The sequence below is a fragment of the Streptococcus oralis genome (genome assembly GCF_001579175.1).
Classification (GTDB): Bacteria; Bacillota; Bacilli; order Lactobacillales; family Streptococcaceae; genus Streptococcus; species Streptococcus oralis_O.
This window is the reverse complement of the sequence record NZ_KQ970759.1, coordinates 27,982-40,191: the sequence shown is the minus strand read 5'-3', so window position 1 is coordinate 40,191 and position 12,210 is coordinate 27,982. Positions and strand designations below refer to the sequence as shown.

15 protein-coding genes, 1 tRNA gene and 2 pseudogenes are annotated in these 12,210 nt (G+C 38.7%); 9 read left to right on the top strand and 9 right to left on the bottom strand.

Annotation, left to right across the window (positions count from 1 at the left end; genetic code table 11):
• A pseudogene (locus SORDD24_RS11425) lies at positions 1-447 on the top strand (replication-associated recombination protein A); the annotation flags it as partial.
• Between the two features lie 262 nt (positions 448-709).
• Positions 710-782, top strand: a tRNA-Lys gene (locus tag SORDD24_RS00230).
• A 120-nt stretch (positions 783-902) separates the two neighbouring features.
• Here the strand turns inward: SORDD24_RS00230 and SORDD24_RS10675 are convergent.
• Positions 903-1,151: pseudogene (locus tag SORDD24_RS10675) on the bottom strand (site-specific integrase); the annotation flags it as partial.
• A 209-nt stretch (positions 1,152-1,360) separates the two neighbouring features.
• On the opposite strand from SORDD24_RS10675, the gene SORDD24_RS00225 reads away from it, so the two are divergent.
• Positions 1,361-2,506: a low temperature requirement protein A gene (locus SORDD24_RS00225; protein WP_061406522.1), complete on the top strand. Its 1,146-nt coding sequence runs from the start codon at positions 1,361-1,363 to the stop codon at positions 2,504-2,506.
• Positions 2,507-2,659: 153 nt separating this feature from the next.
• On the opposite strand, the gene SORDD24_RS00220 is transcribed toward SORDD24_RS00225, so the two are convergent.
• On the bottom strand, positions 2,660-4,141 hold the full coding sequence (locus SORDD24_RS00220; protein ID WP_061406520.1) for an AcpB/EbpR/MafR family transcriptional regulator: 1,482 nt from the start codon (positions 4,139-4,141) through the stop codon (positions 2,660-2,662).
• Positions 4,142-4,437: 296 nt separating this feature from the next.
• On the opposite strand from SORDD24_RS00220, the gene SORDD24_RS00215 reads away from it, so the two are divergent.
• The 5 genes from SORDD24_RS00215 to SORDD24_RS00195 all read left to right on the top strand — a co-directional run bounded on the left by SORDD24_RS00215 (position 4,438) and on the right by SORDD24_RS00195 (position 6,358).
• Entirely contained in the window at positions 4,438-4,674 is a 237-nt protein-coding gene (locus SORDD24_RS00215; protein WP_000964741.1) for a GlsB/YeaQ/YmgE family stress response membrane protein, read from the top strand.
• Between the two features lie 98 nt (positions 4,675-4,772).
• On the top strand, positions 4,773-5,336 hold the full coding sequence (gene amaP / locus SORDD24_RS00210; RefSeq protein ID WP_061407823.1) for an alkaline shock response membrane anchor protein AmaP: 564 nt from the start codon (positions 4,773-4,775) through the stop codon (positions 5,334-5,336).
• Positions 5,337-5,346: 10 nt separating this feature from the next.
• Positions 5,347-5,517, top strand: a complete 171-nt coding sequence (locus SORDD24_RS00205; RefSeq protein WP_000454669.1) for a DUF2273 domain-containing protein — start codon at positions 5,347-5,349, stop codon at positions 5,515-5,517.
• 11 nt (positions 5,518-5,528) lie between these two features.
• Positions 5,529-6,113, top strand: a complete 585-nt coding sequence (locus tag SORDD24_RS00200) for an Asp23/Gls24 family envelope stress response protein (protein WP_000072932.1) — start codon at positions 5,529-5,531, stop codon at positions 6,111-6,113.
• Between the two features lie 41 nt (positions 6,114-6,154).
• Complete coding sequence (locus SORDD24_RS00195; RefSeq protein WP_000102420.1) at positions 6,155-6,358, top strand: CsbD family protein; 204 nt, start codon at positions 6,155-6,157, stop codon at positions 6,356-6,358.
• Between the two features lie 252 nt (positions 6,359-6,610).
• Here SORDD24_RS00195 and SORDD24_RS00190 read toward each other — a convergent pair whose 3' ends face one another.
• From SORDD24_RS00190 to SORDD24_RS00180, 3 genes are all read right to left on the bottom strand, one after another.
• Complete coding sequence (locus tag SORDD24_RS00190; protein ID WP_061406518.1) at positions 6,611-7,096, bottom strand: hypothetical protein; 486 nt, start codon at positions 7,094-7,096, stop codon at positions 6,611-6,613.
• A 69-nt stretch (positions 7,097-7,165) separates the two neighbouring features.
• Positions 7,166-7,693, bottom strand: a complete 528-nt coding sequence (locus SORDD24_RS00185; RefSeq protein ID WP_061406516.1) for a hypothetical protein — start codon at positions 7,691-7,693, stop codon at positions 7,166-7,168.
• A 102-nt stretch (positions 7,694-7,795) separates the two neighbouring features.
• Complete coding sequence (locus tag SORDD24_RS00180) at positions 7,796-8,251, bottom strand: GNAT family N-acetyltransferase (protein WP_061406514.1); 456 nt, start codon at positions 8,249-8,251, stop codon at positions 7,796-7,798.
• Positions 8,252-8,320: 69 nt separating this feature from the next.
• On the opposite strand from SORDD24_RS00180, the gene SORDD24_RS00175 reads away from it, so the two are divergent.
• Positions 8,321-8,980: a prepilin peptidase gene (locus SORDD24_RS00175; RefSeq protein WP_061406512.1), complete on the top strand. Its 660-nt coding sequence runs from the start codon at positions 8,321-8,323 to the stop codon at positions 8,978-8,980.
• Here the strand turns inward: SORDD24_RS00175 and trpA are convergent.
• The 4 genes from trpA to trpC all read right to left on the bottom strand — a co-directional run.
• Complete coding sequence (gene trpA / locus SORDD24_RS00170; protein ID WP_061406511.1) at positions 8,952-9,728, bottom strand: tryptophan synthase subunit alpha; 777 nt, start codon at positions 9,726-9,728, stop codon at positions 8,952-8,954. The genes SORDD24_RS00175 and trpA overlap by 29 nt on opposite strands.
• Positions 9,721-10,944: a tryptophan synthase subunit beta gene (gene trpB / locus SORDD24_RS00165; RefSeq protein ID WP_061406510.1), complete on the bottom strand. Its 1,224-nt coding sequence runs from the start codon at positions 10,942-10,944 to the stop codon at positions 9,721-9,723. The genes trpA and trpB overlap by 8 nt, the downstream gene beginning before the upstream one ends.
• Positions 10,922-11,521, bottom strand: coding sequence for a phosphoribosylanthranilate isomerase (locus SORDD24_RS00160; protein WP_061406508.1), 600 nt, complete (start codon positions 11,519-11,521; stop codon positions 10,922-10,924). The genes trpB and SORDD24_RS00160 overlap by 23 nt, the downstream gene beginning before the upstream one ends.
• Positions 11,508-12,210 (bottom strand): indole-3-glycerol phosphate synthase TrpC (gene trpC, locus SORDD24_RS00155; protein WP_061407821.1); only part of this gene is annotated, 703 nt, incomplete at its 5' end. The genes trpC and SORDD24_RS00160, both read right to left, overlap by 14 nt.

Sequence of the window (12,210 nt, the reverse complement as noted above, 5' to 3'; positions counted from 1 at the left end):
CGTCGCTTGACCGTTATCGCCTATGAAGATATCGGCTTGGCCAATCCTGAAGCGCAGATTCATACCGTAACTGCTCTAGAGGCTGCACAAAGGATTGGCTTCCCAGAAGCCCGCATTCTCATTGCTAATGTCGTGATTGATCTGGCTCTTTCACCCAAGTCCAACTCAGCCTATGTGGCTATAGACAAGGCTCTTGCTGACCTCAAAACATCAGGGCATTTGCCCATTCCGCGACATCTACGTGATGGACATTATAGCGGTAGCAAGGAATTGGGCAATGCCCAAAACTATCTCTACCCCCATAGCTATCCTGGACACTGGGTCAAACAAGACTATTTGCCAGAAAAAATCAAAGACCAGCACTACTTCACTCCGGAAGATACTGGCAAGTACGAACGGGCCTTAGCTCAACGCAAGGAGACCATTGATAAATTAAGAAACTTGTGAAATCCTTTTCAAAAAAATAAATTTTCCTCTTGAATTTTTTAAAAAAGTGGTATCATATAAATATAGAAACGCTGTGGTGTACGACTTCACACTTAAGTGTTGACCGACTATTTTTTGTATTATTAGGGAAACAAAAGTCTTCTAACAGCATGTAGGCCGTCTCACACGGAAACAGCTTCAGTTAGAGCGAGTTGCCCACCTGCTTAATTGCGCGGGTTCAATACAAACCGTGAAGTTTCGGCACCAATACAGCTTTTTATTTGCCTTCTTAGCTCAGTTGGTAGAGCAGTAGACTCTTAATCTATGGGTCGCAGGTTCGAGCCCTGCAGGGGGCATCTAAATACAACAGGAAAAGCCTTGGAACCAAGGCTTTTTTGCTTGTCTATAACTGATTTGCCCCACATTTTTTTATGAGCAATCTTTCCAGACATCTCTAATTTGATTAAATTCTTCAAAAATTTTCTCCTTACTGCTAAAAGTAAATCCAGATAGTCCTTTTCTGTATGTAAATATTTCTCTTCTGTCATCTGTTGTTCTTTGGATGAAAATAATTCGACATGTTGTGTAAAATCATCTATTAGAACTTTGTCGACAATTGCCATTTGGATGCTCTGATGAATCCCAGTATTCAATCTACCAAGAAAATTTCTACCAACTGTTTGTCCATACTTATTCATAATTCTTTGGTATTTACTCGCACGAATTTAAGTGACTTTTATTTGACATAATGATTTTCTCTTTATTTCATTTGATTTATGAGACTATTTTACAAAACAGAAACCGACAAGTAAATGAAAAAAGAGGTCAAGGTTTTGACAATTCGCGCCACATGAAGTTATTTAAGCATCTCCTTTTCTTTCATTATCATTTTCTGTTATAATAAATTGTACTTCTAAAATAGAAAGGTCTTAAGATGACAACTCTCATTAAACATAAACGTGTAGAATTTTCAGAACTATTTTATGACCTAGTTTTTGTTTTTGCAATTTCAAAAGCAACTACTTTAATTGACCATCTTCATAACGGTATTTTGACTTGGAATTCTTTCCTTGATTTTTTCATGGCTGTCTTGGTTCTCACCGATTCCTGGATGATTCAAACCGTTTATACCAATCGCTATGGAAAGAACTCTTTATTTAACATGGTAATCATGTTTATCAAAATGGGACTTTTACTCTTTATAGCCAATATGATTGGACCTGATTGGCAACAATATTTTCATTATCTTTGTTGGGCTGTTGGTACATTAACCTTTACCTTATTTTTACAATATTTGGTTGAATTTTTTAGAAAATCAACCGATAATGTTGAACGGGAAAGTATCAAAGGTTTTCTATGGATAACAGGTCTAGGAAGTTTAGGAGTCTATCTAGCAGCTCTTCTTCCTATTTACGTTGGAGTCTCTGTCTTATTTGCTAGTATTCTGCTAACATTTATTATGCCAATTATCTTGCTTAGTAAAGATAAGCATTACCAGGTAAATCTCCCCCATTTAATCGAGCGCATCTCCCTTCTTGTCATTATTACGTTTGGAGAGATGATTATGGAGCTAGCTAACTTCTTTACAATCGAGAATTTCTCGATTTATTCGGTTCTTTATTTCATTATTATGCTTTCTCTGTTCTTGTTTTATTTTGGTCAATTCGACCATGCTATTGATGAAGAATCTAATCAAAAGGGACTATTTCTAATTTACAGTCACTATCCTATTTTCATTGGACTTATTATGATGACCGTTTCGATGAGTTTTCTTCTAAATCCTGAAGCTAATCTTCTCTTTGCAACCAGCTTCTCTTATATCGGATTTGGCCTCTTTCAAGCTGCTGTCCTAGTAAATGGGCCCTATAACAAACACTATCTTCGCTATTCGAAAAGTTACTACTGTGTCCAAGCGACACTCTATCTGGCTGCCTTGATTCTCTCTTTAATCTTTGCTTCTAATCCTATAATAGTAGTGAGTATAACAACCATTTTAGCTCTAGCTATAGCCATTCATTTTATTTATTTTTATGTGACACAGAATAAAAAATATTCCAAATCTAACTGGGGGTTCTTTTAATGAGTTTATAACATAAAAAAAGCCTTGGAGTCAAGGCTTTTTTGTTTGTTCTGAACTAAGAAATGACAAAATTTTTAGGATATTCTGAGTCTAATATAGATGAAATTCTTTTCTTATAAGAAAAAACGCTAGATAGCGTTTTTTTATTCTTAGTTACTCGTCTAATCGAATAAACATCATTGCGTTAAGCAAAGAGATGAGAGCAACTGTATTGACATTATTGGAATAGATCAGTCTCTTATTTTCAATAGGAGGAATAATAAAATTAGAAATAATGATGTCGTAAGGTGATTCTTTTAGAGCATCAAGGGATAACTCTAATTCACTCCAAACTTCCAGTTCAAAATTGTTACTGCAATAGTAAGCAAGTGTCTCTGCTACTGATTTTGCATGATACTGATCAAAATTACTCATGACCAAAACCTTTAATTTAGGTTGATTTTGTAAAATATTTAGCACCAAGTGTTTGCTATGAGTGATAAAAGTATAAGACAAATGATTGACCTTCATTGAATTACGATCCATATCCAAAGCCTCTAGATAGTGTTCCATTCCTTCCTTCACCTCTGAAACAAAGCGAGGGAAAATATTTTGAAAGTTCTTGATTGTATTGCCTTTTTGATCAAATAAGATAAACTCTGTTGATAATTCCTGGCGATGCAGATGTGCCGTATTGTGCATATGCCAAATCAGATTGTCTCTATTGTCTACTTGAAGATTATACTCTCTTGATACCTGATCTACTAGATCTCCCAATAACTGATACGATTTTTTTACATAGCTGTCTGTTTTTGCATAGTTGAGAAATTCATCTTCATCTATGAAAAACATTTTTTGAAAATAGGATACAAATAGTTGACCTATCACTTCTTTATTCAAAGAGTTACGATATTCAGAATCAAAGCTCGCTACAATCTCTTCGATGCCTTCTGCCTGCATGAAAGACTCTAACAATTGATTGTTAAAAGAATTTTTCTCAACTTCCATAAAATGACCAAACTTAATGCGGTATAAATTCGTAACGAGGAGCAACTTTAACATTCGTTGAGTGGCGAAATTGACAGGAAATGCAGTTTCTTTATAGACCAGTGCCAACAGTTTACACAAAGGTTCTACAGAAAAATCTTCAAAGGGCCATTCAAGGAAATAATATTTCTCTGAAAAATACTGGGCAAAAAAGTAACGGATATCGATTTCATTTCCAGTGATTTGAACTGGATTGAGGCTAATTTCAAAACGATATTGCTTCTTAATAATTTTATTAATATGACTGATGATACGGTAAAGAGAGGAAGAACTGATATAAAACTCTTTGCAAATACTATCAGTATCACATCCTTCATTAAAAAAGATAAATTCTAAAATTGAAAAGTGGGTTGAATGCTTAAAAAAATGATGATAGACCATCTCAATATCACTATCATCGGTATTAATGATACGGATGCCGTTTGTTGAGGAATGAAATATCAAGTCAGGAAAGGAAGACCTGACCTGGGACAAGTCATCTTTTACAGAACGTTCTGCACAGTGCAATAATTCTGCTAGTTCTGAAATATGAAACCAGCGTTTGTTTTCAAAAAGTAATTCTAATAATTCTAATTGTCTGTGACTTTTTTTCGATAATAAATCTCTCATGAATAGCTTTTCTCTCTTTATAATAAACTAAAGGATTGTCTTTCAATCTTCATGCAATTATACCACATGGAATGAATTTATCCTCTTACAACGACTTTTGCTTGTCATAAAAAGACTAGTCTAATCCCTTAAAAACTCAGTAGCATCAAGATTTTCTTATTTATTTGTATCTAAAGTACATGTTTACAGTACGGTTTTTAAGACGAACTATTATGTTTCCAAGTTGAAATACTATATAATTAGTTCAATCAAAGAAATTGATTCTTTGATTTAGAAATAGAAAAGGAGGATACACTATGTTGTGGTCCATTATTGTAGGAGGTCTTATTGGTCTCATCGCAGGTGCAATCACTAAAAAAGGTGGTTCAATGGGATTGATTGCAAATATCTTTGCAGGTCTTATCGGTTCGTCTGTAGGGCAATCACTTCTAGGAAGCTGGGGACCTTCATTGGCTGGAATGGCTATTATTCCATCAATTGTTGGTGCTGTGATTGTTGTTGCAGTCGTTTCATTTCTATTTGGTAAAAAATAAGCATTACCTAATAAGAAATTAAAGTGATAAGCCATAATTTTGAATACTATAGACGGGTAAAATTATGGTTTAAAGCTTTTCAATTGAAAGGATTTAATATGTCAAAATCAAAGAAAATATTGTTACTTATTTTCTGTATCATAATCTTGACTATTTTCCTTCCTATTCTCATAGATTATCATCAGGTCAGTGATTTAGGAATCCACTTATTCAGTTGGAGAGAACTCTACGCTGAATTCCTGATTGCTAGATATGTCTTTTGGGGGACACTTGTCCTATCTGTTTTAGTTTTAATTTCAATGTTAGTGATACTCTTCTATCCTAAACAATATCTAGAGATTCAATTAGAAACTCAAGAAGATACATTAAAACTAAAAAATTCAGCTATCGAAGGCTTTGTTCGATGTTTGGTCATTGATCATCAGTTGATGAAAGAACCAACGGTCCATGTTAATAGCCGCAAAAATAAATGTTTCGTTACTGTAGAAGGGAAAATTCTTCCTTCAGACAACATCTCAAATCGATGTCTAGTCATTCAGAATGAAATAACTCATGGATTAAAGCAGTTCTTTGGTATTGAACGTGAGGTAAAACTTGAAGTTAAAGTAAAAGAAGTTGAACCTCGAAAAACGACCAAAAAGACTGTTAGTCGTGTAAAGTAAGGAAGTAAAAATGGAATGGTTTAAAAAATATCAGTATCCAATTATTGCCGGTTTAGTAGGTGTCATTCTCGCTTGCTTTATCTTATCCTTTGGCTTTTTCAAAACACTCTTTGTACTAATTTGTGGAGCCCTAGGAGCATTTGCTGGATACTATGTTAAGGAAAAATATTTAAATAAATAAAGGAGTCTCGTATGTCAAACGTAGATAAAAATGTAGAAAAAAAAGATGTCGCTGTTGTTTCTCAAGATGTTAAAGGGGAACTCACTTATGAAGATAAAGTCATCCAAAAAATCATTGGTCTTTCACTTGAAAAAGTACCTGGACTTTTGGATGTTGATGGAGGCTTCTTCTCTAATCTAACAGAAAAAATTATCAACACAGATAATGTCACTCATGGTGTCAATGTTGAAGTTGGGAAAGAACAAGTTGCAGTTGACTTGAACATTGTTGTTGAATACCAAAAGAATGTCCCAGCTTTATACAAGGAAATCAAAGATGTTGTCGTGTCACAAGTTACAAAAATGACTGATCTAGAAGTTGTTGAAGTCAATGTGAATGTTGTTGATATCAAAACGAAGGAACAGCATGAAGCAGATTCAGTAAGCCTCCAAGACCGAGTAACTGACGTGGCTTCTTCAACAGGAGAATTTGCTTCAGAACAATTTGAAAAAGTGAAATCTGGTATCGGTTCAGGTGTAGCTGCTGTTCAAGAAAAAGTAGGCGAAGGTGTTGAAGCCGTTAAAGGCGAAACAAAGGAAAATGCTCGCGTACACTAATTCATCTGATCAAAATCAATCAATTTAAAGGAGGCAGAATCATGTCAACAGAAGAAAAATTAAACCAAGCAAAAGGTTCCATTAAAGAAGGTGTCGGCAAAATGATCGGCGATGAAAAAATGGAAAAAGAAGGAGCAGCTGAAAAAGTTGTTTCTAAAGTAAAAGAAGTTGCTGAAGATGCTAAAGATGCTGTCGAAGGCGCTATTGAAGGTGTTAAAAACATGCTTCACAAAGATGAAAAATAAGGCTAAACGTTAATTCATCTAATAACAATATTAGCCGGAGAGAGAACAGTTACTGTTCTCTTTTTGTATATAGGATCCTAAAAACGATTCCGATTCTTCATTAAAAGGAATTATCAACTAGAAAAAGCCTTGGAATCCAGGCTTTTTGCTTGTTTAAAATAATAGCTCCCTTTTTAAAGAAAGAAAATTGAAAAGCTTACACACTACTAGACTGACTTATTTATCCACCACTTGAGCCTCAAATTGGGCTGGCTAGGTGTCCACATTGGTAATGGTAATCCTGTAGGGCTTGTTATTGGTGGCATCAAACACTTTTTCACCTTGGTAACTCACAACAACTCCATCTTTTTCTAAATAAATATCTGGTTGGGTGTTTGGAAGTTCTTCATCCTCCTCGTCCAAACCATGGCTTTTTATAATTTTTTGTTCCTCTACTCCATAATATACATCACCATTTCTTTCACTCCAAACACTTGAGCCAGTTAATTTAATTCTGCTAGAATCTTTTTTCTTCAAGATGAAGATTGAATAGTATTCCAAATCTTGTGTTCTGGGATTTACTCTTAAGTTGACGGATTGACCTGGTTGAAGAGTGTATTTGCCATAGTTCAAAACGGAAAAGACAAACCAAACTAGCAGCAAACTATACAAGACTCCTATAATCATTCGTGAGCGCCTACTTTTAAACAAACGTAAAAGTAACACAAAAGAGACAATAAAGAGCAATTCTGTAAACATTTTATCCCCCCTTTCTCATCATCGTTGACATCCTAAACAGAGTCTCGCATCCATTTCTCACTAGTAACATCAACCATACAAAGTCTGATACATCTTGTCTAGAAAAGCTTTCAACTCTTTTCGAACAATCTTTAACAGGCGTTCTTCTTCGGCTGGAGAGGTGTTCACACTTTCTTTTATATTGTTTTCATTAACTTGAAAGTAGCTGCTAGAAACTAAATCAAAGTTCTTATCCAATTCATATAGTACACTAGTTATTTTACCATCTATCTCTATTCTAAAATAAGCAGTTACCCCATTCCGTCCCGGATTTGAGATATCCAAATCGATGTCTCCTTTTATCCCTATGGAGTCAATCCCTCCATCCAAGCGGATAGCACCATCGGGAGGAACAACATAGCCCGCTTTACGGATGTCAGGTGCATATTTTCCTGAATCCATTAAATATTGTAAGACTGCTATATTGTCCTGTTCTTCAAAGGAAGCCTTTAGTTGGAACCGTTCTTGGTGGCTTTGATACTGAAAATAAAGATTGATACCAACAACTAAGGCAAGTACAGAAGCGAGCAAGATTCGTATTTTTCTACGTCTCGACATTTTTATCTCCTCTATCTTAGAAATCACAGAAGTCTTGTTTCTAACTTTGAAAGGTAACTACCTTATCCTCTGATATCCTTGGGACTCTAACTCAAGTGACTGCTATCTACCCTTTTTCATGATGTATTTTCGTATAGGTGTTTCAACCATTTGAACGATTTCAAATCCTTCTTTTTGGTAAAGATTGTAAGCTGTGTGATTTGCCTCGTAGACATTTAGAGAAATAGTATCTATGTCTTCATTTTCAAATGCCAAACTAACAAATTTCCTTAAAGCCTGGCTACCTAAGCCTTGCCCCTGCTTCTGGGGGTTGATAAAAAATCTCCCGATATGAAGATTCCTGTCTTCTAGCCTGATTTTCTGGATAAGCCCCACAAACTCTTGTCCATCAAAGATTGAAAAGATCCCTTCCAAATCTTGCAAGACTTGAATTGTCAAGGGAAAAGGAATCATTGTTCCCATCCATTGTTCTTGAAAGGATTTGCCTATGGAGTTGGACCATTGGCATACGTGCTGAGCATTTTCTGTGCTTACCTTTTCTTCAAAACGAATTGTCATATTTTCCTCACCATCTTATCTGTGTTTCTCCATTATACTACTTCTTCCATTTTTTACGAATAGATAAGTATGATTGATTTTTATTTTTTTCTTGTTGGGAGCATTCTCGCTTCCTTTCTTGGTTTGGTCATTGACCGTTTCCCTGAGCAATCCATTATTCGACCAGCTAGTCACTGCGATTCCTGTCAGACTCGCTTGCGTCCCTTAGATTTGATTCCGATTATCTCTCAAGTGATTGGTCGCTTTCGCTGTCGCTACTGCAAGATTCGCTATCCATTCTGGTATGCCCTCTTTGAACTCGGCTTAGGACTCATCTTTCTGATTTACTCTTGGGGATGGCTCTCCTTGGGTCAAGTTATCCTAATCACTGCTGGTCTGACCTTGGGCATCTACGACTTTCGCCATCAGGAATATCCTTTACTAGTCTGGCTGACGTTTCACCTAATCCTCATGGCTTTCTGTGGTTGTAATCTGGTTATGGTCTTCTTCCTTGTTATCGGAATTTTGTCCCACTTTATCGATATCCGCATGGGAGCAGGGGATTTTCTATTTCTGGCTTCTTGTGCTCTCGTCTTTAGCGCGACAGAGTTGCTGATCTTGATCCAGTTTTCTTCTGCGACGGGGATTCTAGCCTTTCTCCTCCAAAAGAAAAAGGAAAGACTTCCTTTTGTGCCTTTCCTCTTACTTGCTGCTTGTTTGATTATTTTTGGTAAGCTACTGCTTGTTTGATAAAGTCCTCAATCGGCTCTCCTTGGTGGAGAGCTTTTACGATTTTTGAACCGACGATAACGCCATCAGACACCGCATTGAATCGTTCCACATCATCCTGACTAGATACGCCAAAGCCTGTCAAGACTGGGATGTCAGCTACTTGATGCAATTGTGCCAGGTGCTTGTCCAAGTCTGCACGGTAATTTCCTGACTTCCCTGTCACCCCATTGATGGCAACGGCATAGACAAAGCCTTCCGCCCCTTCAATCAACTCTTTCTGACGCTCAAGTCCAGTCGTCAAACTAACTAGGGGAATCAATGCGATATCTGTGTCTGCCAAAAAAGGCTCTACAAAGTTGGCATGCTCATGAGGCAGGTCTGGGATAATCAAGCCTTTGACCGCTGTATCTGCCAGATCTTTAACAAATTTCTCCACACCGTACTGAAAGAGGGGGTTGAAGTAGGTCATGATGACAAGTGGAACTTCTGTTTGAATGGTTTTCAAGGTTTCAACCAAAGCCTGGGTAGAAGTTCCGTGGGCTAGACTGCGCAAGCCTGCTTCTTCGATAACAGGTCCATCTGCAACTGGGTCTGAAAAGGGAATGCCCACTTCAATAGCTGAAACTCCCAATTCTTCTAAAAGGTGAATCGTTTCAGCGAGACCATCCAAACCTTTCTCGTGGTCTCCAGCCATGATATAGGGAACGAAAATTCCTTTTCCAGCTGCTTTGATAGCATTCAATTTTTCTGTTAAAGTCTTAGGCATGAACTTCTCCTTTCTTTGCTGCATCTGCTTCCAAGCGGTCCTTTACTTGAACCACATCCTTGTCCCCACGTCCAGATAGGCAGACAATCATAGACTTGTCTGGTCCGAGTTCTTTGGCCAATTCCACTGCAAAAGCGATAGCATGACTAGATTCCAAGGCTGGGATAATCCCTTCCACACGAGACAAGAGTTGGAATCCTTCCAAGGCTTCCTCGTCTGTCACAGGGACATAGGTTGCACGTTTGATATCGTGGTAGTGAGAATGTTCTGGACCGATACCAGGATAGTCCAATCCTGCTGAGATGGAGAAGGCTTCAAGAATTTGACCATGGGCATCTTGGAGCACATCCATGAGAGAACCATGAAGAACACCTGGACGTCCCTTGGTCAAGGTCGCTGCGTGGTGCTCTGTATCCACACCAAGTCCTGCTGCTTCAGCCCCATACATGGCTACTGACTCATCTTCTACAAAGGGATGGAAGAGACCAATGGCATTAGAACCACCACCAACACAGGCTACTAGGGCATCTGGCAAATCTTGACCTGTCAAGTCACGGTACTGTTGTTTAGCCTCTCGACCGATGACACTTTGGAAGTCACGAACGATTTCTGGGAAAGGATGAGGCCCCAAGGCAGAACCAAGGATATAGTGGGTATCATCGATATTTGCCACCCATGAACGAAGGGCTGCATTGACCGCATCCTTAAGCACGCGCGAACCATCTGTCACGGCCTCGACCTTGGCTCCCAAAAGCTCCATACGGAAGACATTAAGGGCTTGGCGTTTGACATCTTCTTCACCCATATAGATGATACATTCCATATTAAAGAGGGCTGCAGCTGTTGCAGTTGCCACACCATGCTGACCAGCACCCGTTTCAGCGATAATTTTCTTTTTACCCATACGTTTAGCCAGAAGAACTTGTCCCAAGGCATTGTTAATTTTGTGGGCCCCTGTATGGTTGAGATCTTCCCGTTTGAGGTAAATCTTGGCTCCGCCGATATGTTGGGTCAAGTTTTTTGCGTAGTAAAGGGGAGTTTCACGTCCTACATACTGGCGCAAAAGTTGGTTTAATTCCTCTTGGAAACTGGGGTCTGCTTGACTTTCACGATAGGCCTTCTCCAACTCCAAAACTGCTGTCATCAATGTTTCTGGGACAAAACGTCCGCCGAATTTTCCGTAAAATCCATCTTTATTTGGTTCCTGATATGCCATGCTTTACTCTCTCTATAAATCTTCTAATCTTTTCATGATCTTTTTGTCCATCTGTCTCCACTCCGCTTGATACATCTACTGCATAGGGTGTAAAGTATTGAATTGCTTTTACTACATTATCTTCCTTAAGGCCACCTGCGATAAAGAAAGGCTGTGCTAGTCCTGTTATATCCAGTTGCCCCCAGTCAAAGGTATGGCCACTCCCTGCCACTGGGGCATCAAAGAGTAGATAGTCTGCCTGAGAATTGGGTACATGCCCCTTTCCATCCACTTGCACAGCCTGAATGCTGGCACAAGGCAAATCCTCAAACAAATCATCCGCCACCTGACCGTGAACTTGAACCAAGTCCAAGCCAACCTTTTCAATCGCTTCTAACAGTTGAGCTCGACTTGGTGAAACAAATACACCAACCTTTTTAATGTTGACAGGAATGAGCTTTGCCAGCTCTGTAGCCTCTTCCAAGGTCACCTGCCTTTTACTAGGTGCGAAGACAAAACCGATGTAGTCTGCCCCTGCTGATACGGCTGTTTCCACCGCTTCTTTGGTCGATAGTCCACAAATTTTAACCTTTGTCAATCTGCAACTCCTTGATTCTCTGGGCTACATCTTCTGCCTGCATCAGAGCTGTCCCAACTAAAATTCCGTTAAAGAATGGTGCTAGTCGTTCCGCATCCTGCCTTGTGAAAATAGCAGATTCAGATATGTACAAGCAATCATCTTTGAAGTGTTTAGCCAAGTCTACACTGGTCTGCAAGTCGACCTCAAAGGTGGTCAAGTTGCGGTTATTAACCCCAATAATCTCAGCACCAAGTCTGTGGGCTACTTCTAGTTCAGCTAGATTGTGGGTTTCCACCAAGACTTCCAGTCCAAGCTCTGTCGCGTAGTCATACAGTTCCTTGAGACGTTCTTCTGACAAGGCAGCCACAATGAGCAAAATAACTGTCGCCCCTGCATTACGAGCGCGGACGATTTGCTTTTCATCGATGATAAAGTCCTTGTTGAGCGTCGGAATGTTTACCTGACTGGAAATATCACGCAAATAATCCAAATGTCCTTTAAAGAAAACCTCATCTGTCAAAACCGAAATCATCACTGCACCGTTTGCTTCATAAGTCTGGGCCTGTTGCACAATATCCACATCGAGATTGATATCTCCCAGACTAGGGCTAGCTTTCTTGACCTCAGCGATTACCTGTAAACGGTCACGGTGATTCTTCAAAAATTCTGCCAAGCGATAGGTCTGGCGCAAGGGCTGGATTTGCTCC